Source organism: Pseudoalteromonas sp. S1610, from assembly GCF_005887465.1.
GTDB lineage: Bacteria > Pseudomonadota > Gammaproteobacteria > Enterobacterales > Alteromonadaceae > Pseudoalteromonas > Pseudoalteromonas undina.
The window spans coordinates 34570-58950 of the sequence record NZ_PNDI01000048.1 but is presented as its reverse complement, the minus strand read 5'-3'; the positions used below and the strand labels follow the sequence as shown (position 1 = coordinate 58950).

Genomic DNA, 24381 nt, shown 5'->3' with positions numbered 1-24381 from the left:
AAATGGAGAGAGTAATATGCCCAGTTATGCAAATCGCTATATAAGTAATTTAACCAGAGACACCTATGCACTCATTCTAGCCGGCGGACGAGGTTCTCGTCTTCATGAGCTAACAGACTGGCGTGCAAAACCAGCCGTTTATTTTGGCGGCAAGCACCGTATTATTGATTTTCCACTATCAAATTGTATTAACTCTGGTGTAAGACGTGTCGGAATTGCAACGCAATATAAATCTCATTCGCTAATACGCCATGTAAATCGTGCATGGGGGCACTTTAAAAAGGAATTAGGCGAGTCAGTTGAGATTTTACCAGCATCACAGCGTAATGGTGATGAATGGTATTGCGGTACTGCCGATGCGGTATTTCAAAATATGGATATTATTCGCCATGAACTACCTAAATATGTAATGATTTTGTCAGGCGATCATGTATATCGTATGGATTACGGCGGTTTGTTAGCAAAGCATGTCGAAAATGGTGCCGATATGACCGTATGCTGTTTAGAAGTCGCGGTTGAAGAAGCAGCGAACACCTTTGGGGTAATGACCGTTGATCAAGAAAATCGAGTGCGACGATTCGACGAAAAACCAGCTGAACCAAGCTCTGTGCCTGGCAAACCAGGTACGTGTTTAGCGTCAATGGGTAATTACGTATTCAATACTGAGTTTTTATTTGAGCAATTACAAAAAGATTCACAAACCGAAGGCTCAGGACGTGATTTTGGTCATGACATTATTCCCGCCATTATCGAAGAGCATAATGTGTTTGCTTACCCATTTAGAGATCCTGCACAAGTAGGGCAACCTTATTGGCGCGATGTAGGGACCTTAGATTCATTTTGGGAAGCGAACATGGAGTTGGTTATGCCTGAGCCTCAATTGGATTTGTACGACCCTACTTGGCCAATTTGGACATACCAAGAGCAGCTTCCTCCAGCTAAGTTTATTTTTGATGATGACGATCGTCGGGGTATGGCTGTTGATTCAACCGTATCCGGTGGCTGTATTATTTCAGGCTCATTAGTGAGAAAGTCATTGCTGTTTTCTAATGTACATATTCGCTCATATTGTACTATTGAAGAGTCGGTTATTTTACCCGGTGTTATAGTTAACCGTGGGTGTAAAGTTAAACGTGCCATTATTGATAGAAGCTGTGAGATCCCCCCAGGATTAGAAATTGGTTATGATCGTAAAACCGACGAAGCCAATGGCTTTAGAGTATCTAAAAAGGGAATTGTTTTGGTAACCCGCGAGATGCTGACAAAGTTAGACACTAAGTTAAATCAATAATTAAATAGCAAGGCGAAAGCCTTGCAGCTAACTATAAGAGTAAATAAATGCATGTATTAATGGTTGCCGCAGAAAATGATGCGTTACCTAATGCCAAAGTCGGTGGTGTTGCCGATGTCATACGTGACGTACCTAAAGCGTTAGCGGCACAGGGACTAACGATTGATGTGGTAATTCCTGATTATGGCTTTGAATTGGGTGAGCGCCGTTTTATTGGTGAAGTCAACGTTGCGTTTAATTCAGCCTCTCACGTTTTATCGCTGTTTGAAATTCCACAAACGCAAAATGCAGTGAGGCAAATAGTAATAAGCCACCCTTTGTTCAGCCAATCACATAGTGTGTATTGCAACGATGATGACAATCGTCCATTTGCTACTGATGCGAGTAAGTTTGCACTGTTTAATGCCGCGATTTGTGAAGCGCTTTTACAAGGGGTTTTAAAACAACCAAACACGTTACATTTACACGACTGGCACAGTGCTTGTGTGGCGGTGTTACTAAAATTTGAGCCTCGCTATCGTAAACTTGCTAAGCTGCGCTTGGTGTACACGGTTCATAACTTAGCCTTACAAGGTATTCGCCCTTTTAAAGACGATGACTCTAGCTTAGAAGCGTGGTTTCCCTCATTAAGTTATGATGGCCAATTGCTTTGTGATCCCCGTTACCCTCATTGCTTTAACCCCATGCGCAGTGCTATTAATTTAGCCGATAAAGTACATGTGGTTTCACCCAGTTATAGCCAAGAAGTGCAGATTGCGAGTAACGATGCAGGCGGTTTTTTTGGTGGTGAAGGACTTGAGCGTGATTTACAACAAGCGGCTGAGCAGGGCAAGCTGATTGGGATCCTCAACGGCTGTGATTACACAACTCAACACCCGAAGCAGGCAACGCTTAGCGAGCTTTTAGAGCAGATAGAAGCTACGCTTTTTAGCTGGATGGCAAAAAACGTACACTTAGACAGCAGCCACTATATTGCTCACCAACGTGTTTTACAATTTATGGCATCAGAGCAGCAAGGGCCTTTAGTGACCAGTGTAGGGCGGCTCACCGAGCAAAAAGTATTGCTGCTGTGCCAGCCACACAACAATAGTTTAACTATTGATGAGGTATGCAAGGTTATAAACCAATATAATGGTCGCTTGATTGTATTGGGCTCGGGCGATAAAAAACTAGAACAATTATTTACCACTGCAATGGCTCGAAATAGCAATTTATTGTTTTTAAAAGGTTATGGCCAAGGTGTTGGTGATTTAATGTATCAACTAGGGGATTTATTTTTAATGCCTAGTTCTTTTGAGCCGTGTGGCATTAGCCAAATGCTGGCAATGCGAGCAGGTCAGCCCTGTCTTGTGCACAGTGTTGGCGGCTTAAAAGATACAGTTGAGCATAATGTGACTGGTTTTAGTTTTACTGGTGATACCTTATTAGCTCAGGCAGAGGCACTGTTGCATAGTTTATCTGAGGCCTTGAATGTAAATCACGCTAATCCTAAGCAATGGCAAGCGATAAAAAATAGCGCTAAGAACAGCCGCTTTGGTTGGGATGACGTTGTAACTGATTATATTACCTACTTATATTAAAAAATTTATTAAAGTTCAGTGACATCCGTTCCTATTTGCGCTTTAATTACTTAGTCTGGTGGAAATAATAAAAAGTAGGTAATGTGTCGGTATTTGTGGCAAGGCAAGCAATCCTTAATCGTAATCAAAATGTAGTTGCATATGAACTACTGTTTCGCGATAGCCCTGAAAATTGCTTTCCTGGTGTATCTGATGGTCAAGCAACGGCTCGCCTGATTATGGAAAACCAGCTTAACTTAGGTACTCGCCATATTACTTCGGGTAAAAAAGCACTGATCAATATTGGTCCTGAATCATTAAAACTCGATTTATGCGAATTTTTACCCTGTAAAGATGTGGTTATTGAATTACTCGAAACCATAGAGCCTACCGACGATACCTACGAGCTATGCCGTAAACTCTTTCACAGTAACTATAAATTAGCCCTTGATGACTTTGTTTACTCACCGCAGTGGGAACGTTTTTTAAAGCTAGTTAATTTAATTAAATTTGATATTCGGCTCACGCCACTGGATGAAATTCCACTGGTGGTCAATAAGCTAAAAAAACACAAAAATATTAAGCTGTTAGCTGAAAAAATAGAAACCGATGAAGAATATAAATTAGCTCGCCAAATGGGGTTTGATTATTTCCAAGGGTATTACTTTGCCCGCCCCGCAATGATAGAGCAAAAAGATATTCATTATAATTATGGTCTTGTCATTGCCATTTATTCAGAAGTAATGAAGCCAGATCCTGATGTGAAAGTAATCACTGGGTTATTTGAGCTTGATGCAGCACTAGCATACAAACTATTGCGTTTATTAAATAGTGGTGTATTTCCCCTGCAAAGCCAAATATCGTCATTAAAACAAGCGCTGGTTTACTTAGGGCAAGCGCGTTTAAAAAAGTTTGTTAGCCTAATTGTTACAGCACACACCGCGCGCACTAAGCCGATAGAGCTTATGCAAATGTGTGTTATTCGCGCTCGCTTTTGTGAATTAATAGCCAGCAAAGTCGCCAAACAAGTTCAAGGTGAGGCATTTTTAACTGGGCTGTTTTCTTTGCTTGATGCTATTTTAGATAAGCCAATGGACTTGTTGGTTGATAAACTGCCATTCCCAGATGAAATTAAAGCAGCACTAACCGGCGAGAAAAATGACTTATATTATATTCTTGAAACGGTAAAAGCATATGAAACCGGAAGTTGGTGGGCGCTTGAGAAAGCGGTATCACTCATTAATTTAGACAGTGCTTTTTTACCAAAATTATACAAACAAGCTGTAAAATGGGCCGATAGCTATAAAGATAATATTTAAAAGGATAGGGTTTGCGCAATTATAATATGGACTTTATAAGGGGCATAGCAGTACTTGGACTGGTATTTATTAACTGCTATTCCTTTGCAATTTTTGAACTCAATTACACTCCACTTAGCACACCTCCAGCTAGCGATAATTTTTTACACACCTTAAGCCTTATATTTGTTGAAGGGCGGTTTCGCACATTATTTACGTTATTATTTGGTGCTGGTCTTTATATTCAGTTTCAGCGTCAGCAATGTATTCAGCCATTAAAAAAACGCCTATATTGGCTTATTGTGTTTGGCTTAATACATGGGTTGTTACTGTGGGCGGGTGACATTTTGTTTTTATATGGGGTGTCAGCATTACTGGTATTACGCTATTTAGATTACACGGACGAAGAGCTTAAAAGCAAAGCGGCCTTTTTTACTTTTATCGCTTTACTTGCCACAGCAATGTTTATGTTAGGGCTTAATGAAGAACCACTCTATAGGGATTCTCCCGAGTTTTACCAGATATATAATAGTTATTACCAAAGTATTGGTGCGCATTTTAGCCAAAATATAACAATGAGCATTTATATGTTGCTAACAGTGCCTATTTTATTACTGTGGGTAAGTGCTGGCTTTATGCTAATTGGTATTGTTGCCTACAAATGTAATGTGTTTAGTGATGGATTTAGCAGGTCGGGGCTAATTAAACTTGCTGTGTTAAGTGTGTTGCTGACTAGCTTACGATTAGTGTTAGAGTCATATGAACAAGGTATTGGTTATGCGTTACAAGAGCCTGTTAATGAACTGGCTGCTTTATGTGTGGCGCTGCTTTATATTCATTTAATTGTTAAGCTATGTAATAACAGCGCGCAAATAGGTGTGCTTATTCAACGCGTAGGGCGGTTAGCTTTTACTTTATATATAAGCCAAACCATTATGCAATTATTATTGTTTAAAGTGTTTTTCCCGCAATGGGCGCTGAGTTTTAACCGCATTGATTATTGGCTTGTTGCTATTTGCTTAGTGGCTGTACAGCTTATGTTTACTGCACTCTACTGTCGTTATTTTAAGCAAGGGCCTCTTGAATACCTATGGCGTAAATTAGCGCAAATTAAGCGCGAAAAAATAGCTTGAGTAGTTTAAACTATGCGCCTTTATATTTAAGAAGATTTGCCATATGACAGACTTAAAGCGTTTAAATAAATTTATTAGTGAAACAGGGTTTTGCTCACGCCGTGAAGCCGATAAATATATTGAGCAAGGTCGTGTTACTGTTAATGGCGAATTACCCGAAATGGGTGTTAAAGTCGCACAAAGCGATGTGGTATTGGTTGATGGTAAGCCATTAAAATCACCACCAAAACGGGTTTACATTGCTTACAATAAACCAGTCGGTATTACCTGTACCACAGAACGAAAAATTCAAAGTAATATTGTAAAAGCGGTTAATTATCCTGACCGTATCTTTCCTATTGGTCGCTTGGATAGGCCCTCAGAGGGGTTGATTTTTTTAACCAATGAAGGGGATATCGTTAATAAAATCCTTCGTGCTGGCAATAACCACGAAAAAGAATACGTGGTTACCGTAGATAAACCACTAAACCGCCAGTTTGTGAATAAAATGGCAAACGGTATTCCTATTTTAGATACCGTGACCAAAAAATGTAAAGTGACGCAAACGGGTGCCCAGCAATTCACTATTATTTTAACTCAAGGTTTAAATCGTCAAATCCGTCGTATGTGTGAATATTTAGGCTACGAAGTGGTTACATTAAAGCGTGTGCGTATTATGAATGTAACCCTTAAAGGGTTAAAAGTAGGGCAATGGCGTCATTTAAGCGATGCAGAAATGGCGGTTATTAACGACTCGATTGCTGATTCAGGCAAAACACAAGAACACTCATTGTATGACGATAGTACATCGAATAATAACGTTGGGCTAACCACAAGCAACCAAGCAAAATCAGTGCATAAGCGTGAGTATCAAGGTGACAAGCCTCGAGGTACAAAGAACAACGAACAACATAAGCAAGCCAACAAAAGCAGCCGTAATACGCCATATCAGAAACGTTCAACCACCTATGTTGGTAAATCAAATGCCAATAAAGCTAATTCCGCATCAGGAACTAAAGCTAAGAGCAGTGGCACGTTAAGCTTAAAAAAGTAATTAAGTTGGTATAAATCAAGCAAATAAAAAACGCAGCCTAGGCTGCGTTTTTTATTAATGATTAAGACTGTTTAGGGTAGTCAATTCTAAACACCACAGTGTATAAAACCGGCACCACAATCAGGGTTAGTATGGTGGCAAAACCTAAGCCAAACATAATGGTGACCGCCATTGACTGAAAGAATACGTCAAATAATAATGGGATCATACCAAGTATTGTAGTGATAGCGGCCATGGCTACAGGACGCACACGGCTTACGCCTGAGTCAAACACAGCTTGATAGGGTGATTTTCCTTCACTAAGTTCTAAGTTTATTTGATCGACCAATACAATACCGTTTTTAATCAGCATGCCGCTTAAGCTTAATAAACCCAGTAGCGCCATAAAGCTAAAGGGGGCGTTCATTACTAACAAGCCTGCGCTTACACCAATAATAGCCAATGGCACGGTTGCCCATATAACTAAGGGCTTTTTCACTGAGTTAAACAGTAATACTGTTACCGCAAACATGGCTAAATAACCCAGCGGTAACGAACCAAAAATAGCCTTTTTCGCTTTGCTTGATGATTCGAACTCACCGCCCCATTGCATTTCATAGCCTCGCGGTAAATCAATTGCTTCAACTTCAGCGCGAACCCGAGCAAATAATTTTGCAGGTGTTTCATCACCCAATACATCATGATCTGCCATTACCGTTATGGTACGTTTACGATCACGACGCATAATTAAGCTGTCTTCCCACTCAACAATAAATTCATCAACTACTTGAGTTACCGGCACAAACACGCGTAATACTGGGCTGTAAATTTGTAAATCGTGAACACTGTCTACATTTAGGCGCTCGCTGGCTGGTGAGCGGGCAATAATAGGCAACAATTGCGTACCATCACGATAAACACCCACTTGCTTACCCGACAGGCTCGTTAACAGAACTTGGTCGAGATCAAACTTGGTGATCCCCAAGCGGCGTGCTTTTTGTTCGTTAAATTGGGGGCGAATCATTTTAGTGCGTGCACGCCAATCATCGCGAATGTTAAAAGCACCGTCGTCTTTTGCGATAATTTCTTTTGCTTGAGATGATAGCTGTCTTAATATCACCGGATCGGGGCCTGAAAACCGCGCCTCTATTTTAGCATCAGTTGACGGGCCAATTTCCATTGGTTTTACTTTTAGCTTTGCTGACAGCGGATGTTGCTGTGCGTAATCACGCACCTTTTGCATTACTTTAGCGACCGCATCACGGTTGGTGACACGAATAATTAACTGCCCATAAGCAGGATAAGACTTTTCTGGCGCGTAAGTTAGCATAAAGCGCGGCGCACCTTGGCCCACCGTACTGGTTATTTCTGTGACCAGTTCATCCTTTTGCAAATAAGCTTCGAGCTGTTTTATGCCCTCAAGGGTGGCACGAATATCAGCACCTTGATCTTGCCAGTAATCCACATAAAACATCGGTGTATTTGAGGCTGGAAAAAACGATTGTTTTACCGAGCCAAATCCCACTACAGCGCTGCATAAAAGGGCAACCATAAGGACTAAGGTTGTTTTTCTAAAGCGCATAGCTAAATTTAATATCGCTTTATAACCATTGAATATGATGCCTTGATAAGGGTCTTCATGTTCTTGATTATGTTCGTGTTTAAATTCGGTTTCTTTAAACATTAAATGGGCAAAAAACGGGGTGAGGGTAATTGCGGTGATCCAGCTTAATAGCAATGAAATAAACAGCACCCAAAATAAGCTGCCGGCAAATTCACCACTGGCATCTGAGCTTAAACCAATTGGTGCAAAAGCGGTTATAGCAATAACTGTTGCGCCAAGTAGTGGCCATTTCGTTTGATCTACAATATTAACTGCGGCTTTGAGCTTTGTTTGACCGCGCTTAAGGTTGATGAGAATCCCTTCGGTAACAACAATGGCATTATCAACCAGCATACCTAGCGCAATAATTAGCGCGCCTAATGATATACGCTGTAGATCAATTGCAAACAGCTTCATAAATATAAAGGTGCCTAATACCGTCAGTAATAAAATACCGCCAATAAGAACACCGCTTTTCAAGCCCATAAAAATAAGTAGCACAACAATAACTATTGCAATGGCTTCTATTAAGCTAACAATAAAACCATCTACAGACTGCTCTACTTCTTTTGGTTGGTTATACACCGAGCTAATATCAATACCATGTGGGCGTTGATATTCAAGAGATGCTAAATGTTCATCTATGTGCTTACCTACATCAACAACATTAACCCCAGACATAAACGAAACACCAATAAGCAGCGCCTGTTGTTGATTGTAATGAATGACATTGGTCGGTACTTCAGCATATTCACGGTACACTTGTGCAACATCGCCTAAATAAATTAGTTCGCTCGCACCAGGCTTTGAGATTAATAAGGTTTCCAGCTCCGTTACATCTTTAAATTCACCGGTTGGATGTAAGCGAATAGACTCATCACCGACACGAATACGTCCAGCGTTAGACACCGTGTTTTGTGATTGCAGCAAGTCATAAATATGACTAGGTGCAATACCTAGCTGTGCAAGCTTGCGGGTCGATACCTCAACCATTACTTGTGGTTGTTGTTGCCCAGCAATTGTGACTTTGCTCACACCTTTGACTAAAACAAGTTCACGCTTTAAATAGTCAACATAGTCTTTTAATTCATCATAAGAGTAGCCATCGCCAGTAACGGCAAACATAACGCCGTAAACATCGGCAAAATCATCAATTACATTACTCGGGTAAACACCACTTGGCAGCGACGGACTTAGGTCGTTAATTTTTCGACGCATTTCATCCCATATTTGCCTTAGCTCTTGTTTACGATAGTTACTTTTCATTTCTACGGTAATTTGTGATTTACCATTAGATGAAATAGAGGTGACATAATCAACATAGGGGAGCTGTTGGATGGCGTTTTCGATTGGAAATGTGACTTCTTCTTCTACCTGCTGTGGAGATGCGCCCGGATACAAAGTGATTACCATGGCTTTTTTCAAAGTAAACTCAGGATCTTCTAGCTGGCCTAAATCAAAGTAAGACACGCTGCCGCCTATTAATAGCAACAACGTAAACATCCAGCTAATGACTTTCTTTTCAATAGATAGTTGCGCAAAGCCCATAATTATAAGCCTCGCTCTTTATTCCAAGGGCGAACAGACATGCCTTCTTGTAAAGAGTGAACACCGGCAGACACAATTTGTTGGCCTTCTTTTACGCCGCTAAGCACTTCAATAGTGTCGTGATGTAATTGACCTACTTGCACTGCTTGCTTATGTACAGTGCCAGTTTGTTGATTAAAAACCCACACATAAGCATTATCGCTTAGGCTTTTATTCGGATCTGAAAAAACCGACTCAATTGGTAAAATAGTGTAGGGAGTTTGTGAGCGAGTTACTTTACTTAAATCTATCATCACTTGCCCAGACATACCCGCAAGCAAATTAAAATCTTTTGGCACCGGTAATGAAAACACCACTTTATAGGTAAGCGTTGCCGGATCGGCTTGAGTATCCCATTCTTTTAGTGTGAGTTTGTATTGCTTGTCGTGATAGCCATCAAATTCAACCATAGGTTGGTATTGGGTATCTTTTTGAATGCGCGCCACTATTTTTTCAGGAACCTGTATTTCTACATCCATAAAATCACGAGTTTCTAGGCGCAGAACATTTTGTTTTGCTTGAATACTCTCAAAGTTTTTTACGAACACTTTAGCTACTATGCCAGCAAAAGGAGCACGAAGCTCACTGTATTCTAAATTGGTTTCTGCAATTTTAAAGGCTGACTCGGCAACTTGCTCATTAGCAACCGCTTGATCAAGCTCTGATTGACTCGTGATGTTTTTGTCGAATAATTGTTTAATGCGTTTTAGCTGTGATTTTGCCAGTTCGTATCGTGCTTTACGTTCGTTATATTGTAATTGAAAATCCTCAGGATCTAACTTAGCCAATAGTTGTCCTTTTTCAACTTGTTCACCAGCTAATACAGGAAATTCAACCAACTCACCGTTGACCCTAAAAGCAAGATATGAGCCTTGGTTTGCAACCACTTCAGCGGGGAAGCTGCGAATGTTAGTTTGTGAATCATGACCAATGCTAAATAATTTAACCGGACGAATAGGCTCTTCTTTAGCTATATTCTCGGGCTCTGAGCAGCCTATTAAACTTAGTAATGTCGCAGATAGTAAACATAAGCGAAACAGTGGCATGATATCTCCATGATAAAAAAAGGCTAAATAAGTGTGTGCAGCATACGCTGCAAACATATAAAATAAAATTCATTAAATTTTAGAAACTCAATAAGTTTTACTTATGATGTGCTGAGTGGCCGATGAAACTTAACCAATTACAAATATTAGATGCTATTGTGCAAAGCGCGAGTTTAAGTGGAGCGGCATTAAAGCTACATAAAACGCAACCAGCGCTCACATTGGCGATTAAAAACTTAGAAGCTAAGTTAGGCTTTGACCTACTAGACCGTTCTCATTATCGTTTACAACTCACCGAAAAGGGACGTATTTTTCATCGCGAGGCTAAACAGCTATTAGCCGCTAATGAGCAACTTACTCAGCTCGCAACAGAGCTGGCATTAGGCAATGAAGCGCAATATAGAGTCTGCTACGAGCAAATTTGTCATATGCAAAGTTATAACGAGATCATAAGTAATACTTTTAAGCATTTTTCGAGTACCGAATTTCGTTTAACCAGTGGTAAGCGGTTTGTATCTTTAGAACAAGTTAATACCGGTCAAGCCGAGCTTGGAATAGGCCCGTGGTTTGATTTATTTCATGCAACTGGTGATTTAGAAAGTCTACCCATTGGTAAACTAGATATTGGCATTGTAGGAGCTAAAGGGGTTTTACCTAAGCAGCTTAGCTATGATGAATTACAGCTTTACCCGTGTTTGGCTATGTTTGAAAGTGGCTTGAGCATAGACAGCGATAGACTTTCCTATTCAAAAGGGGCTGCGGTGATGAAAATTGATGATATATCTACCTTGAAGTCTTTTCTACTTTCAGGGGCGGGTTGGGCAATGATGAGTTTAGGGCATTGTAAAAAAGAAATAGCCGCTGGCTCATTACAGCAAATAATTGTAACCGACAGAGAGCACCAGTTTAGTGCGCAAATTAGAGCCTTTCGTCAGCATGCTATGCATCATGGGCCTGTAGCGCGTAAAATCTGGCAGCAATTTAAATTACTCAGTCAGGAGTATTTAAGCAAGAATGGACGTTAATAAAGAAACGGTTATTTACACTATCATAGCCAATATACCCAAAGGCAGTGTTGCCAGTTATGGCCAAGTAGCAGCACTTGCGGGTTATCCTAATAATGCTAGGTTGGTAGGTCGTTTATTAAAAGAGATGCCAAAAGATTCGGCGATCCCTTGGCATCGAGTGGTTAATAGCCAAGGTAAAATATCGTTTCCCGAAGGAAGTGATAAATACCAAGAACAACGACAAAAACTGTTATTAGAAGGTGTTAATTTTAAGAATAATAAAGTGAATATGCGCGAGTGTAGATGGGAGTGATATCACCACTCTCGTCAGATAAGTGCCCGTGTAGGTTGGACAAGTGGCGGAGCCACGCCACCCGACAAAAATAATGAATTTACCAGAAACAACCCAATTTACACGTTAGCGATATAAATAACTGATTTATACTGTAAGTTAAACCACCTATATTGACTGAGTGCCAATTGCGGACGTTAACGCCTCGCTTAACCGGCGCAAAGTAGCAGGCTAAAATTAGCGACGAAGGAGCGCAAGCTTGCTGTTTTTCGTCCCTTGGTTGAAGTGTTTGCTAGCTACCGTTTGATAGTATTACTTTAAGCTTTCCCTTTGGAGAATGATCAATTTTTGTTGTGTGATAGCTTATACCGTAATTGCCTGACTCTTTTAACCGCGCATTTGAATAGGTCAGGTTTTCTGTATTTGCAGTAATTACCAAATATTTTGCTCGCTCATTGGAATACGAGTAATTAAAAAGAAAGTGTCCATCAGTAGTCCATGTTGGCTCGATATATTTAGCCGCACTATTCAAATTACAGAGCAACTTAAACTGACTGTCGTAAACCAGAACTTGTGGTTTTAAAAAGCTGTTTGTGTGATCTCCGCCAACTATTGAGAAAGTATTGTTAAAATAGCTTTTGATTATAAGAGTAAATTTTGACTGAGTGTTTTTAAGAACAAAAGGCTTAAAGTAGCTTTTCCCACTATCAAAGTTAAACGAAAGTGACTTGGATGTTAGTTTAATAGTGGTTTCTTTATTTGGACTTAATGAAGTGTATTTAAAGTCACTAGCGCTAGTGCAGCAGACGTTAGTTTCATTAAGTTTACTGACATCTTTTTTTACAGTAGATGTACAGCCAATTAAAAATAATACCGAGATTGCTAATGCAATTCTTAAATTCAAAACAATACTCCTTTAGGTAGCTAACGCCGCGTTAGGTAGTGAGCAACGCCACCACGAAACCGAGCCATACCATCGTAAACACAAAACCCAACGATGGAATAAAAAATGCCATGCGTTGGGGAATCTGGCTTAAACGCTTTGTTATATTTTTAATGGCAACCACAGTACTGATAAGGAACGCCACTTCGACAAAAACACTTTCTCAATGCTTTCCCTGTAGCCAAGCATTTTAAACTTAATATTGCACCATTCTCATCCACTGGTCCCTCTGGGTTATCCCAAACGATATATGGCCTATCACTAATTTTGTCGATAAATGCTTTAGGCGGAAATGGATTCGCAACAATAATAACGCAATCTTTTGGAAGAGAATCGATTATTTTATCTAACTCAGCTCTATCGCATTCGAAGTAAGATATACCAATGAATAAACAATACTCACTGTCTTTTAGCTTGCCTTCAAACAACTGGTTAGCAGGGGCGACCCATTGATATGAAGCATATTTATTAGCTTCATTTGGCACGATACATAGAGCTTGCCTCCTAGGAGACATAAGCTCATGCTCCTCCAGTTTGATGATTCCAGTATCGTTCAGATCAACAAAGTTGTTCAAAGGATAGTTAGGAGTATAACAAATGCTATTAGGCGTAATTTCAAAATCCACAGACCCGTGTGGTTTAACCAACGGAATACCATAACCATGATGGTTAACTTGAAGAGAGTAGTACTCTCGATTTAAGCGGTCTAAAGCTGTTTCAAGCAATAAATCATAATTCAACGAGAATGCCGCTGTAATTTCATCTCGGTGTAATTTCAACCATCGAAACCAAGCCCAATCAGTTGAAAATAACTCGCGCTGTCGTTGGCTATACATTGAAAAAGCTATTGTTAAAAAATGCCTCGATTCAAGGGCTGTTTTGAAGCTGTCCAAACCAATGCTGTTGCAGTAGCTCTCGTCTAAGGCTAATTTAAATACATCAAAGTGGGGTTTCTCTGAATTTAATTTATACAGAGTTTCTAATCTATGCAGACTAGTTAAGAACGCTTCACCTGTTGAAGGGCAAGTAACATCCCACGTAATCGGCTCCTGAGAATTAAGCTCGTCAACTAATCCAGAAAAATAGCCAAAGCTAATAGAAAATCCATTACCAACGACTAAAGAAATTTTAGACATACTGACCTCAAAAAAATATAACGCCTTACTAAGCAGCGTCCGTTTGAGTAACTTGTTATGCTACTTTTTATCCACAACATAATAACCTACATTTGATAAAGAATAAGTAGCAACGCCTTTTTCAGTTGAAGGGGTAAAGTATATAAATTTAGGGGATATTAATTTTAGCTTTCCTTTAGTTATAACCCCAGATTGAGCATTAGTTATTGTTATTGGTAAATCACCACCAACACCAAACGCCTGTAAGCCAATTGAAATTACTTTAGAGGATTGAGCAGGCCAATTAAAAGACATAAAAACTATACAAAAAGTAATAGCCCCTAAACTAATAAATTGTGCTTTAGCCTTAAAGTAAATTAGCACTGAAATATGAGCAATAATAACCGTACACATCCCTAATACAAACAAAATCCGAGCAGTATCAGCACCAGAAATGAGCTCCAAAATAAGGAGAGACCAAGTTATTAAAGTAAATAAAATACTTAGGGCAATTAGTTGTTTATCAATTTGCTTTTTCTTGATTTTTCCAACAATCAATAACACAGGGCTAAATATTGCTAAAGAGCTAATAAATAAGAAAAAAGCAGTTGTTACAAAAAACAATTTCATCCCAAATACACCTTCCGTAAAGAAGTCGTAAGAGAAAAAGTCATATTCCCCCATGTAAATTAGAAACATGATCATCGTAATATTTGGCACAAGAAAAAAAGCGGAAAGAATATATGAAAGAGTTCTCCACCAAATTTCGTTAGGGACACTTTTGATTTTTGTTATTAGATCACCCAATGCTAGATACTCCTTTAGTAGCATAACGCTTGCAGTACGCGCGCCCACGAAATGGAGCCGGAGGCGCAATGTAGTGGGCGTCGCCGTGCCTGCACTTGTTATGCATGTGGACTTTCTAATTGTGCAATGATTAACGCAGCTATCTCTTTAAGCTTCCCAACCTCTTCAAACTGCACGCCATGGTCTTTTATCACCAACAAAGGTCCTGGAAAAACATGAAAATGAAAATGCCCCACAGTTTGACCGGCAGAAGAGCCATTGTGCTGGAATATGGTTGACCCAGTCACCCCCATAGCGCGCTCGAGAGCTTTACCTATTTTCTGAACGGTTAGCATGCATGCTTGAGCAGCTTTTGCAGACAGATCGTAAATTGTGACCGCTTGTTCCTTGGGTACTACTAATACGTGACCATCCTTCTGCGGCATTATATCCATGAATGCGAGCGTTAAATCATCCTCATAGACCTTTACACAGGGGGCCTCTCCAGCAATAATCTTCGCGAAAGTATTACTCGTGTCGTAGATTGGGTTCACTGATTTCTCCAGCTTACGGAAATGCATAACAATTTTATAGTGCGCTCATCGCGCATATTTCTGCCGACTTAACGCTCATTTATTTACTTTATATAGTTTTAACAAATTATCTAAGGCATTACTATCACTAAGTTTTCTAAATGATTTAGGTAAAGTTAAATGCATCAATATGCGCACAGCGCTCATTTTCATGAATATATTCGCAAGAACAGTTTAACTAATCTATTAACGACAATATTTAGTCAATCTCAATGGCAGTTCCTCGCTCAAACCAGACTAATCTAAATGGCTTAACCAGCCTAATAAACATAATTACTGATCGAAATATAATGGCTAACACATCCACCAATAACAAAGAGGTGCCAAATAGCATGGCTATATTGAGTGCTTTTTGCACTGTAAAAAATAGTACCTACACTATAAAATAAGCCGCCAGCTAATAGCCAATAAAGTGCATTGATAGGCACGTTTAAATAAAGCGGATACACAATGGCTAATGCAAACCATCCCATTAATAAATAAGTAGCCAGTGAAACTTTTTTATTGCCATTTTTAACCAATAGCTTATAAGCGATGCCTGCAAACGCTACTGTCCAAATAAAGGCTAAGGTAGCCCAAGACCAGAGCCCAGATAACGACAGCAACAAAAAGGGCGTGTAGGTGCCTGCAATCAGTAAATAGATGGCGCAATGATCACATTTTTTGTAAAACGCTCTCAATCTTGGGCGCACACTGGCGTGATAAAGCGTTGAAGATAAAAATAAAATAAACAAGCTGCTGCCGTATACCAGAGTACTGGCATAGCTTTTCACACTATTAGTTTGTTTAACTAAATCCCAAAAAACAAAAGCAGCAAATACAATGCCTAAGGCATGACTAATAACATTTAACAGCTCTTCTTTTTTAGAATAGGGAGCTTCAAAAGACATAACAGATCCTACCACTTTGCGAATAAATTTTAGTGTACAGGTGTACGCTGAAATTTTCAAATACGAAATAAAGTCATTAATTTACTGAACATTAACAAACACACTATTATTTGGTTTTATTTTTAAATTCATTGGTCAAAATTACTAATCTAGATTTTGTGGATTTCTTTTGAATTTATTTATTTCATTTTAAAACAATGGTTTATAAAGTTTTTCTATTGTGGCATAGCCCTTGATAGTAACTAAGCGTACTAACCAATAAACAAACAAGGAATACTATTATGAATACTTCAATCAACATCACAATCGCAAGCTTACTTGTATTAGGTTCAACTAACGTTAACGCTACAGAAGTCGATTTAAATATTACAGATATGCTTACTAAAACAGTGTCTACTTATGTGTCACAGGCAAGCAACGAACTTGAAAAGTCTGTAAAAGAAGCCGTTTCTTTTGATGCACAGGTTATTCTTGACAGCTTACTTGAAAGTAATCCTGTGGTTGATAATAGCAACATGGACGAAAAACAACGTGTAGTAAAAGCACAACCAAAGCAATAAAAAGGGAATAAAAGTAATGAACAGTGAGTTCGAATTATTAGCCTTAATGTTGGCACCTGTGGCAAGTATACTGAGTGTTTATTACTTGGTTTACATGATAAAAAATGTGGGAACGAGGTTTAATTAGCGGATGCATTTGCACTGTAAATCAATTGATGTAACTAAAGCTGATCGACTTGAATAAAGCGCACGTAAATAAAGGCAGAGTGTTTGAAAGAAGTAGACTTTATGAAACGTGCGATTTTCCCATTACCTATATTTATATTACCTGAAGGCTATACGCGATTACGTATATTTGAGCCTCGTTATTTAACGATGGTAAAAAACGCATTAAAAACCAATAGCGGTTTTGTTTTATGTACCTTTGAGCATGACACCCCGTTAAACATAAGCGCCCAAGGCTGTTTAATGGATGTTATTGACTTTGATCAAGACGAAAGCGGTATGCTATTAATTGATGTATTTGCATCTAAGAGTGTGCAAATAGATAACGTGTATCAAGATGAGCAGGAACTTCGCCATGGTGATGTGTCCGCTTGCAACACACCTTATTGGTACAACAAAGATAACCACGAAATTGGTCAACACCAACTTTTACAAGTAGCACTAGAAGACGTTTTTGCGAATAACCCTGATTTGCAATCGCTTTATAAAACCACCAAATTTAATCAGCTGGCGTGGATTGTGGCGCGTTGGCTTGAATTACTTCCCATTTCTATTGAGAAAAAACAACAACTTGCATTTGAGACTAACTTTGATAACTTGCTTAGTTTCCTCCATACTGTGATTAATAACGAATTTGCCTAAAATAATTATGATCCGCTTGTAACCATTGCTCGTAATGGTATTCACTAAAGCAATAACGGGACATTTTACTATGGTAAGTCAACAACAATCACTAAGTTGTGAACCTAACACAGGTAAGTACACTGCCATGCCAGAAACACCAAGTACGGAACTCAGGGAAGCATTAGTTAATGTTGCTCAATCTCGCGATAAAAAATCTTTCGCGTACTTGTTTGAATATTTTGCACCTAAGATTAAGCGCTTCGGCATAAAGCAGTTTGGTGTAGAAGCCCAAGCAATGGAATTAGTTCAAGAAACCCTCACTTCCGTATGGCGTAAAGCTCACTTATACAATAGTGAAAAGGGTGCAGCTACTACTTGGGTCTATACCGTAATGCGTAACGCCTCTTTTGACATGCTTCGTAAAATGAAAAGTAACAAAGAAGAAAATATTAGCGAAGACATTTGGCCGTTATTGAACGAATCTGAAGATACACATCACGAATACAGCGACCACCTTGAAGACCAACAAATTAAACGTTATTTAGATAAATTGCCTCAAGCGCAAAGAGAAGTTGTGCGCGGCGTTTATTTTCAAGATATGTCGCAAGAGCAGTTAGCTCAACAATTAAACATTCCAGTAGGCACGGTAAAATCACGATTACGTTTAGCCTTGCAGAAATTACGTAATGAAATGGGAGATCAGCATGATTAAACATCACCCGAGTGAAACACTACTGACACAATACTGTGCAGCAACACTTCCAGCATCGCTTAGCCTTGCCGTATCAATACATGTTGATATGTGCCCAGTGTGCCAAGCTAAAGTTGAAAAACTTGAAGCGGCTAATGCGCGAGCAGTTTTTAGTGACAATATGGATGTGACAACTGATGAGCAAGCCGATCAAGCCGATGATGTAATTGAATCAAGTTTACTTGATATGATCACGGCCGATGACTCGATTGATGAAGTATATTCTGTTGAACCAGTTAGTATTAATGTTAATGAGCATAATTACAGCTTGCCAAGAGCTTTAACACGGATCTCGCATGGTAAATTTACCCAAGTAGGTAAGCTTGCGCGTTCTCGAATAGCCCTTGATGATGGCCATTTACGTTCAAGCTTGTTACACATAGATGCTGGTGGAGAAATTCCGGAGCACACACATACCGGTTTTGAGGTTACTTTACTGCTTGATGGTGAATTTACAGACGAAGAGGGCAGTTATGTTCCTGGTGACTTTATTTGGCAAGATGGCCGTCATCAACACACCCCACTAACAAAAGAGGGATGTTTGTGCTTTACTGTTGTTAGTAGTGCTCTACATTTCAATAAAGGACTTAGCAAGTTACTTAACCCAATTGGTGGCTTGATTTATTAAGAGAATCTATGCAAACAGATACAATAAAAATAGGTATTAGCGCCTGCTTGGCAGGCGAAAAGGTAAGATTTGACAGTGGCCATAAAAAATCAAATTTTTGTATGGAAGAGCTGGCCAAGCATGTTGAATATAAAATGTATTGCCCAGAGGTTGCGGTAGGATTACCAATACCTCGTCCAACCATTCGTCAAGTAAAAACAGGCGATACTATCAAAGTGTGTCGTCCGGATGGCACGGGAGATGTTGGCCCACAGCTCACAGAATACGGTAAAAAAATAGCTACAGAACAAGCAGGGCATCTAAGCGGATTCGTTTTTTGTGCTAAGAGCCCAAGCTGTGGCATGGAGCGGGTAAAAATATACAATGAAGCAGGAACCGGTAACACCTCTGAAGGCGTTGGTTTCTTTGCTGAACAAATTATGAAACATAATCCCTTACTACCTTGCGAAGAAAATGGACGTTTAAATGACGTTCATTTGCGCGAGAACTTTGTAATGCGTGTTTATACATTACACAACTGGCAACAGTTAGTGAAAGAGCCGGTTACTGTACATCGTTTGACCCAGTTCCATGCTCAATACAAATACTTGTTAATGGCTCATAATTATCAAGCGTATCGTGATTTAGGCAATCTACTTGGAACGTTTGTAGGTGACGATGTTAATGCTCTAGCCGACGAGTACATTTTAGGTTTAATGAATGCGCTTAAGCGTCCTGCTTCAAGAAAAAATAATTCTAACACGTTGATGCATTTGCAAGGTTACTTCAAAAAAGATTTATCAAAAATCGAAAAAGAAGAAATGCGAGATGCAATTGATGAGTATCGCCAAGGGTTGGTGCCGCTTTATGTACCACTAACATTGCTTAAACACCATTTAAAGGTTCATCCAAATGAGTATTTAAGTAAGCAAATTTACTTTAACCCTTATCCTAATGAACTTAAGCTACGTTACGGTTTGTAATGAATACACTATTTTGGTTTAGGCGCGATTTGCGCCTTTTTTCTAACGAGGCGCTGATCGAAGCGCTAAATAATGGTGCTAAACACGCCATTTTTTTTGTGTGCGAAAAACAATGGGCACAGCATAATACTGCTGCCATTCAAATTGACTTACTAAAACGCAGAGTGAGTTACATTCGCGAAGAACTTGCCAAATATGGCGTAAATTTGCATGTAATAGACGCCCCTTTTTTTGCCGATTGCCAAACTAAACTTCTCGATTTTTGTCAGCAACACGATATTAAACACATAATAGCCAATACTGAGTATGAGCTAAATGAATTTAATAGGGACAAAGCGGTTCAGGCACTGTGCGACCAACAGCAAATAACATTTACTTTATACGAGGGTGATATCATTGCTCCCGTAGGTAGTGTACGCACTCAAAATAATGAAATGTATAAAGTATTTACACCGTTTAAACGCGCATGGTTAAAGCAGTATCAAGATACACTCTTTAGTTTAGTGCAGTGGCCGTTATCTGAAGAACCGATAGAAATTGAACCGTGTGAGTTACTCAGTGGCGATGAAAGTTCAAAAAAATGGCCCGTTGATGATGATACTCTATCAACCGTAGTCGATAACTTTATTCATGATAAATTAGCAAGCTATGATGATGTACGAGACATACCCAGTGTAAAAGGAACATCGGGCTTAAGCCCCTATTTAGCTCTAGGGGTTGTTAGTAGTAAACAATTAATGGTTAATATACAACAACATTACCCCGATATACTGACCACCTCAAAAAGTAAAACGTTTACCTGGGTTAACGAACTGATCTGGCGTGAATTTTACAAACACCTAATTGCTGAATTTCCAAAACTTTCACGCGGTGCCAATTTTAACGAAAAGTACGATAGTGTGAGTTGGCGTGACAGTGACGCTGAGTTTAAGCAATGGTGCGAAGGCCGTACAGGCTATCCACTTGTTGATGCCGCCATGCAACAGCTATTGCAAACAGGCTGGATGCATAATCGTTTAAGAATGGTGGTTGCGAGTTTTTTAACTAAGCACCTACTGATTGATTGGCGTAAAGGCGAGCAGTTTTTTATGCAGCATCTTATTGATGGCGATTTAGCCTCAAACAATGGTGGTTGGCAATGGGCTGCAAGTACCGGCTGTGACGCACAACCTTACTTTAGAGTATTCAACCCCATTACCCAAAGTGAACGCTTTGATCCAAATGGTGATTTTATTCGTAAATATCTGCCTGAATTAGAAAAAGTGCCAGATAAACACATTCATTTCCCACATACTTACTTAGCAGCAACGGGACAAAGTGAACACTGTTACTGGCCAGCAATAGTTGATCATAAAGCGGCACGAGCGAGGGCTTTAGCTGCATTTAAGGTGTGATATGGATAACCAATTACCAGTCGATAAATTTGTAGAAATATATCAAAAGCTTGATAAGGATAACCTAGAGTTATTAACTGAAATTTACGCTCAAAACATTCACTTTATAGATCCGCTGCACGAAATTAATGGTCTTGAAGATCTAAGACGTTATTTTTGTGGTTTATATAGTAATGTTAAGTATTGTCGATTTGACATAACCGACTCATTTACCAGTGATAATAATGCATTTGTATACTGGACAATGCATTATTCTCACCCAAAACTTAACGCGGGCAATACAATTTCAGTGCAAGGGCACAGTAAACTAGTATTTGAAGGTGCGAAAATTATTAAACACCGCGATTACTTTAATGCTGGAGAGCTTTTGTATAAGCATATTCCATTACTGGGCAACATTATTAATTTTATTGATAAAAGGGCTGGTTAATTATGATTACGCTTATTACAGGTGCAACATCAGGCATAGGTGAACAACTCGCGATAAAGTATGCAGAGCAAGGTGACACAGTCATTGCGTGTGGAAGAAATACGCAAAAGCTCGCAGAACTTGCCAAGCATAACAATATAGAAACCTGCCAGTTTGATGCTACCAACTTGCAAGATATTAAAGCTGCCACTCTCGGCTATCCGCAATTTGACCGCGTTATTCTTAACGCCGGTAATTGCGAATATGTTGATGATGCACGCAATTTTGATAGCGCCCTCTTTGAGCGTGTTATTAATGTTAACTTACTTTCTATGGGGTATTGCTTAGAAGCTCTTTTACCCAAAATAACATCAGGCGGCCAATTAGTGATGGTCAGTTCGAGTGTTACTTATTTACCTTTACCGCGTTCAGAAGCGTATGGCGCATCAAAGGCGGGCGTAAGCTATTTAGCTAAAACCCTTGCGGTTGATTTAAACGATGTTGATGTAACACTAGTCCATCCTGGTTTTGTAAAAACACCGCTTACAGACAAAAATGATTTTCCTATGCCTATGGCTGTTAGTGCCGAAAAAGCGGCTGACTATATAATCAAAGGCGTAAAAAAACGTCGTAAAGAAGTCCATTTTCCGTATCGTTTCACACTTATATTAAAAGCACTGCGAATATTGCCACTTTCGCTTTGGCTTAAAATTGCAAAAGGATTAACCCGTTGAAAAAAATAGCAATAATTGGGACTGGTGTATCAGGTTTAACTTGCGGACACCTATTGCATAAGCATTATGATGTCACACTATTTGAAAAGAATGATTATATTGGTGGCCATACTGCCACGGTTGATGTAAATCACAGCGGCATTAACTACGCAGTTGATACCGGTTTTATCGTATTTAACGATAGAACATACCCTTACTTTGAAAAGCTGCTTGAACGTATTGGTGTAAAACGTAAACCGACCCAAATGAGCTTTAGTGTTCATAATGAAGCAACTGGCTTTGAGTATAACGGGCATACATTTACTAGTTTGTTTGCTCAGCGCAGAAACATAGTGAGACCTAAGTTTTGGCGTCTTTTGTACGATATTGTGCGCTTTAACAAACTGTGCAAGGCTTTATATGAAAAAGGCCAATACACTGAGCAATCACTCGGTGAGCTGCTACAACAACATCGCTTTAATGACTTTTTTAAATACCACTATATTTTGCCAATGGGTGCAGCTATTTGGTCGACAAGCATTAAAGAAATGGAAAACGTGGGCGTAGAATTTTTTGTAAAATTCTTTTTTAACCATGGTTTATTAGACATTACCAATAGGCCGCAATGGTATGTTATTCCGGGAGGCTCTCGTGAATACATTAAACCGTTGATAGCTGGTTTTGCTGATAAAATACAGTTAAACACTGACATTAAATCGGTAACCAGAGGCGAGCAGGGAGTCACCATTACATTTGTTGATGGCCAGCAAGCCCTGTTTGATAAGGTTATTTTTGCGTGTCATTCAGATCAAGCGTTAGCGTTACTCGGTGATGCCTGCGAGCAAGAAAATAAGGTGTTGGGCGCTATTCCATACACTGAGAACTCGGTGGTATTGCATACCGATGTTTCATTATTACCAGATAGGAAAGCAGCTTGGGCGAGCTGGAATTATTTACTAAATAATAATACCGACAAAGCCGCTGTTGTTACTTATCAAATGAATATACTTCAAGGAATAGAGTCTGATACCCAATTTTGTGTCACTTTAAATCACTTAGAAGGGATCAATCAAAGTAAGATTTTACGTGAGTTTACTTATCACCATCCTGTGTTTAATCAACAATCTATTGCTGCTCAACAGCTGAAAAATACGGTTGACGGGCAAAACAATACTTATTTCTGTGGGGCTTATTGGTATAACGGCTTTCATGAGGATGGTGTGCGCAGTGCCGTCGATGTTGCAAAACAACTTGGAGTAGAGTTTGACTAATGCAGTGTATTTAGGCGATGTAAAGCATCGCCGTTTTGCTGTAAAACATCATGCGTTTAATTACCCACTTTATATGATGTGGGTTGATTTAAATAATACTCATGCGCTTAATGGCGTCCATAAGCAGCTTGGAACTTCAGGGTTTAAAGCATTGAAGTTTGAGCAATCTGATTATTTAAAAGGGTTACCCGATAGTCATCATCAGCCCATCATAGAGCGTGCTCATGCGCAGCTAGCCCAGTTAGGGGTAGATGAGAAATTTAGCCATGTGTACCTGCTAGGGCAATTACGCTGTTTGGGGATTTATTTTAGTCCAGTTAACTTTTACTTTTTTGGCCAACAAAACAATGAGTTTAGCTATATGGTGGCCGAGGTGAGTAATACCCCATGGAATGAGCGACATTACTACTTGGTTCCACTACAAAAAAAAGTGAACTTTAAGAAAGTATTTTCCGTATCACCCTTTATGAATTTGGATATGAACTATCATTGGACTGTTCGTCAAAAGAAAGACAATATACTGATACGTATAGAAAATAAGCGCGATGAAGAACTACTTTTCGATGCATCGTTAAGGTTACAGCGTCAACCCTTGTGCAATAAACAAATGAGCAAGTTGTTGAAGCGCTTTCCAGCGATGACATGGTCTATTTTCAGAGGTATTTACTATCAGGCATTTAAATTGTTTGTTAAAAAAGTCCCATTTTTAGGTCATTCAGGCAAACTTTAAATTTAATTTATGTTGTTTA

At 39.4% G+C, this 24381-nt stretch carries 24 protein-coding genes; 17 read left to right on the top strand and 7 right to left on the bottom strand.

Annotation, left to right across the window (positions count from 1 at the left end):
* Positions 1-16 precede the first annotated feature (16 nt).
* The 5 genes from glgC to rluF all read left to right on the top strand — a co-directional run bounded on the left by glgC (position 17) and on the right by rluF (position 6314).
* Complete coding sequence (glgC, locus tag CWB77_RS14830) at positions 17-1291, top strand: glucose-1-phosphate adenylyltransferase (protein WP_138623391.1); 1275 nt, start codon at positions 17-19, stop codon at positions 1289-1291.
* Positions 1292-1338: 47 nt separating this feature from the next.
* Positions 1339-2871: a glycogen synthase gene (locus CWB77_RS14825; RefSeq protein WP_138623389.1), complete on the top strand. Its 1533-nt coding sequence runs from the start codon at positions 1339-1341 to the stop codon at positions 2869-2871.
* An 83-nt stretch (positions 2872-2954) separates the two neighbouring features.
* Positions 2955-4169, top strand: coding sequence for an EAL and HDOD domain-containing protein (locus CWB77_RS14820; RefSeq protein ID WP_075170221.1), 1215 nt, complete (start codon positions 2955-2957; stop codon positions 4167-4169).
* Positions 4170-4180: 11 nt separating this feature from the next.
* A complete protein-coding gene (locus CWB77_RS14815) occupies positions 4181-5281 on the top strand; it encodes a DUF418 domain-containing protein (RefSeq protein ID WP_502705061.1) in 1101 nt (366 codons plus the stop codon).
* A 43-nt stretch (positions 5282-5324) separates the two neighbouring features.
* Positions 5325-6314, top strand: a complete 990-nt coding sequence (gene rluF / locus CWB77_RS14810; RefSeq protein WP_138623387.1) for a 23S rRNA pseudouridine(2604) synthase RluF — start codon at positions 5325-5327, stop codon at positions 6312-6314.
* 61 nt (positions 6315-6375) lie between these two features.
* Here rluF and CWB77_RS14805 read toward each other — a convergent pair whose 3' ends face one another.
* On the bottom strand, positions 6376-9444 hold the full coding sequence (locus CWB77_RS14805) for an efflux RND transporter permease subunit (protein ID WP_138623385.1): 3069 nt from the start codon (positions 9442-9444) through the stop codon (positions 6376-6378).
* A 2-nt stretch (positions 9445-9446) separates the two neighbouring features.
* Positions 9447-10529: an efflux RND transporter periplasmic adaptor subunit gene (locus tag CWB77_RS14800; protein WP_041709337.1), complete on the bottom strand. Its 1083-nt coding sequence runs from the start codon at positions 10527-10529 to the stop codon at positions 9447-9449.
* Positions 10530-10651: 122 nt separating this feature from the next.
* Here CWB77_RS14800 and CWB77_RS14795 point away from each other — a divergent pair, with 122 nt between their 5' ends.
* Both CWB77_RS14795 and CWB77_RS14790 read left to right on the top strand, forming a co-directional pair.
* The gene (locus CWB77_RS14795) at positions 10652-11554 is read left to right on the top strand and encodes a LysR family transcriptional regulator (RefSeq protein WP_054201639.1); all 903 of its coding nucleotides are present in this window, start codon (positions 10652-10654) and stop codon (positions 11552-11554) included.
* A complete protein-coding gene (locus CWB77_RS14790; protein ID WP_054201638.1) occupies positions 11544-11849 on the top strand; it encodes an MGMT family protein in 306 nt (101 codons plus the stop codon). Before CWB77_RS14795 ends, CWB77_RS14790 begins: the two co-directional genes overlap by 11 nt.
* A gap of 271 nt (positions 11850-12120) precedes the next feature.
* Here CWB77_RS14790 and CWB77_RS14785 read toward each other — a convergent pair whose 3' ends face one another.
* The 5 genes from CWB77_RS14785 to trhA all read right to left on the bottom strand — a co-directional run bounded on the left by CWB77_RS14785 (position 12121) and on the right by trhA (position 16155).
* Complete coding sequence (locus CWB77_RS14785) at positions 12121-12732, bottom strand: MalM family protein (RefSeq protein WP_171040310.1); 612 nt, start codon at positions 12730-12732, stop codon at positions 12121-12123.
* A 149-nt stretch (positions 12733-12881) separates the two neighbouring features.
* Complete coding sequence (locus CWB77_RS14775; RefSeq protein ID WP_138594608.1) at positions 12882-13907, bottom strand: SIR2 family protein; 1026 nt, start codon at positions 13905-13907, stop codon at positions 12882-12884.
* A gap of 60 nt (positions 13908-13967) precedes the next feature.
* Positions 13968-14693: a hypothetical protein gene (locus CWB77_RS14770; RefSeq protein ID WP_138594606.1), complete on the bottom strand. Its 726-nt coding sequence runs from the start codon at positions 14691-14693 to the stop codon at positions 13968-13970.
* Between the two features lie 98 nt (positions 14694-14791).
* Complete coding sequence (locus tag CWB77_RS14765; RefSeq protein WP_198527814.1) at positions 14792-15226, bottom strand: HIT family protein; 435 nt, start codon at positions 15224-15226, stop codon at positions 14792-14794.
* Positions 15227-15525: 299 nt separating this feature from the next.
* Positions 15526-16155, bottom strand: coding sequence for a PAQR family membrane homeostasis protein TrhA (trhA, locus tag CWB77_RS14760; RefSeq protein ID WP_138594604.1), 630 nt, complete (start codon positions 16153-16155; stop codon positions 15526-15528).
* Positions 16156-16436: 281 nt separating this feature from the next.
* Here trhA and CWB77_RS14755 point away from each other — a divergent pair, with 281 nt between their 5' ends.
* The 10 genes from CWB77_RS14755 to CWB77_RS14710 all read left to right on the top strand — a co-directional run bounded on the left by CWB77_RS14755 (position 16437) and on the right by CWB77_RS14710 (position 24362).
* A complete protein-coding gene (locus CWB77_RS14755) occupies positions 16437-16715 on the top strand; it encodes a hypothetical protein (RefSeq protein ID WP_138594602.1) in 279 nt (92 codons plus the stop codon).
* A 228-nt stretch (positions 16716-16943) separates the two neighbouring features.
* A complete protein-coding gene (locus tag CWB77_RS14750; RefSeq protein WP_171040308.1) occupies positions 16944-17522 on the top strand; it encodes an LON peptidase substrate-binding domain-containing protein in 579 nt (192 codons plus the stop codon).
* 70 nt (positions 17523-17592) lie between these two features.
* Positions 17593-18216, top strand: coding sequence for a sigma-70 family RNA polymerase sigma factor (locus CWB77_RS14745; protein ID WP_010388914.1), 624 nt, complete (start codon positions 17593-17595; stop codon positions 18214-18216).
* Positions 18209-18883, top strand: coding sequence for a ChrR family anti-sigma-E factor (locus CWB77_RS14740; RefSeq protein ID WP_138594600.1), 675 nt, complete (start codon positions 18209-18211; stop codon positions 18881-18883). The genes CWB77_RS14745 and CWB77_RS14740 overlap by 8 nt, the downstream gene beginning before the upstream one ends.
* A gap of 8 nt (positions 18884-18891) precedes the next feature.
* On the top strand, positions 18892-19845 hold the full coding sequence (locus tag CWB77_RS14735) for a YbgA family protein (protein ID WP_010388912.1): 954 nt from the start codon (positions 18892-18894) through the stop codon (positions 19843-19845).
* Positions 19845-21239: a deoxyribodipyrimidine photo-lyase gene (phrB, locus tag CWB77_RS14730; RefSeq protein WP_138623383.1), complete on the top strand. Its 1395-nt coding sequence runs from the start codon at positions 19845-19847 to the stop codon at positions 21237-21239. Before CWB77_RS14735 ends, phrB begins: the two co-directional genes overlap by 1 nt.
* Position 21240: 1 nt before the next feature.
* Entirely contained in the window at positions 21241-21669 is a 429-nt protein-coding gene (locus tag CWB77_RS14725) for a nuclear transport factor 2 family protein (RefSeq protein WP_138623381.1), read from the top strand.
* Between the two features lie 2 nt (positions 21670-21671).
* Entirely contained in the window at positions 21672-22382 is a 711-nt protein-coding gene (locus CWB77_RS14720) for an SDR family NAD(P)-dependent oxidoreductase (protein WP_075170210.1), read from the top strand.
* Positions 22379-23632, top strand: a complete 1254-nt coding sequence (locus CWB77_RS14715) for an NAD(P)/FAD-dependent oxidoreductase (protein WP_138623379.1) — start codon at positions 22379-22381, stop codon at positions 23630-23632. Before CWB77_RS14720 ends, CWB77_RS14715 begins: the two co-directional genes overlap by 4 nt.
* Positions 23625-24362, top strand: coding sequence for a DUF1365 domain-containing protein (locus tag CWB77_RS14710; RefSeq protein WP_010388906.1), 738 nt, complete (start codon positions 23625-23627; stop codon positions 24360-24362). The genes CWB77_RS14715 and CWB77_RS14710 overlap by 8 nt, the downstream gene beginning before the upstream one ends.
* The last annotated feature ends 19 nt before the right edge of the window (positions 24363-24381 follow it).

What these genes read in the sequence shown, in the direction of transcription:
- glgC (WP_138623391.1), top strand. Translation starts at nt 17, where the DNA reads ATGCCCAGTTATGCAAATCGCTATATAAGTAATTTAACCAGAGACACC.
- CWB77_RS14825 (WP_138623389.1), top strand. Translation starts at nt 1,339, where the DNA reads ATGCATGTATTAATGGTTGCCGCAGAAAATGATGCGTTACCTAATGCC.
- rluF (WP_138623387.1), top strand. Translation starts at nt 5,325, where the DNA reads ATGACAGACTTAAAGCGTTTAAATAAATTTATTAGTGAAACAGGGTTT.
- CWB77_RS14805 (WP_138623385.1), bottom strand. Translation starts at nt 9,444, where the DNA reads ATGGGCTTTGCGCAACTATCTATTGAAAAGAAAGTCATTAGCTGGATG.
- CWB77_RS14800 (WP_041709337.1), bottom strand. Translation starts at nt 10,529, where the DNA reads ATGCCACTGTTTCGCTTATGTTTACTATCTGCGACATTACTAAGTTTA.
- CWB77_RS14795 (WP_054201639.1), top strand. Translation starts at nt 10,652, where the DNA reads ATGAAACTTAACCAATTACAAATATTAGATGCTATTGTGCAAAGCGCG.
- CWB77_RS14790 (WP_054201638.1), top strand. Translation starts at nt 11,544, where the DNA reads ATGGACGTTAATAAAGAAACGGTTATTTACACTATCATAGCCAATATA.
- CWB77_RS14775 (WP_138594608.1), bottom strand. Translation starts at nt 13,907, where the DNA reads ATGTCTAAAATTTCTTTAGTCGTTGGTAATGGATTTTCTATTAGCTTT.
- trhA (WP_138594604.1), bottom strand. Translation starts at nt 16,155, where the DNA reads ATGTCTTTTGAAGCTCCCTATTCTAAAAAAGAAGAGCTGTTAAATGTT.
- CWB77_RS14755 (WP_138594602.1), top strand. Translation starts at nt 16,437, where the DNA reads ATGAATACTTCAATCAACATCACAATCGCAAGCTTACTTGTATTAGGT.
- CWB77_RS14750 (WP_171040308.1), top strand. Translation starts at nt 16,944, where the DNA reads ATGAAACGTGCGATTTTCCCATTACCTATATTTATATTACCTGAAGGC.
- CWB77_RS14745 (WP_010388914.1), top strand. Translation starts at nt 17,593, where the DNA reads ATGGTAAGTCAACAACAATCACTAAGTTGTGAACCTAACACAGGTAAG.
- CWB77_RS14740 (WP_138594600.1), top strand. Translation starts at nt 18,209, where the DNA reads ATGATTAAACATCACCCGAGTGAAACACTACTGACACAATACTGTGCA.
- CWB77_RS14735 (WP_010388912.1), top strand. Translation starts at nt 18,892, where the DNA reads ATGCAAACAGATACAATAAAAATAGGTATTAGCGCCTGCTTGGCAGGC.
- phrB (WP_138623383.1), top strand. Translation starts at nt 19,845, where the DNA reads ATGAATACACTATTTTGGTTTAGGCGCGATTTGCGCCTTTTTTCTAAC.
- CWB77_RS14725 (WP_138623381.1), top strand. Translation starts at nt 21,241, where the DNA reads ATGGATAACCAATTACCAGTCGATAAATTTGTAGAAATATATCAAAAG.
- CWB77_RS14720 (WP_075170210.1), top strand. Translation starts at nt 21,672, where the DNA reads ATGATTACGCTTATTACAGGTGCAACATCAGGCATAGGTGAACAACTC.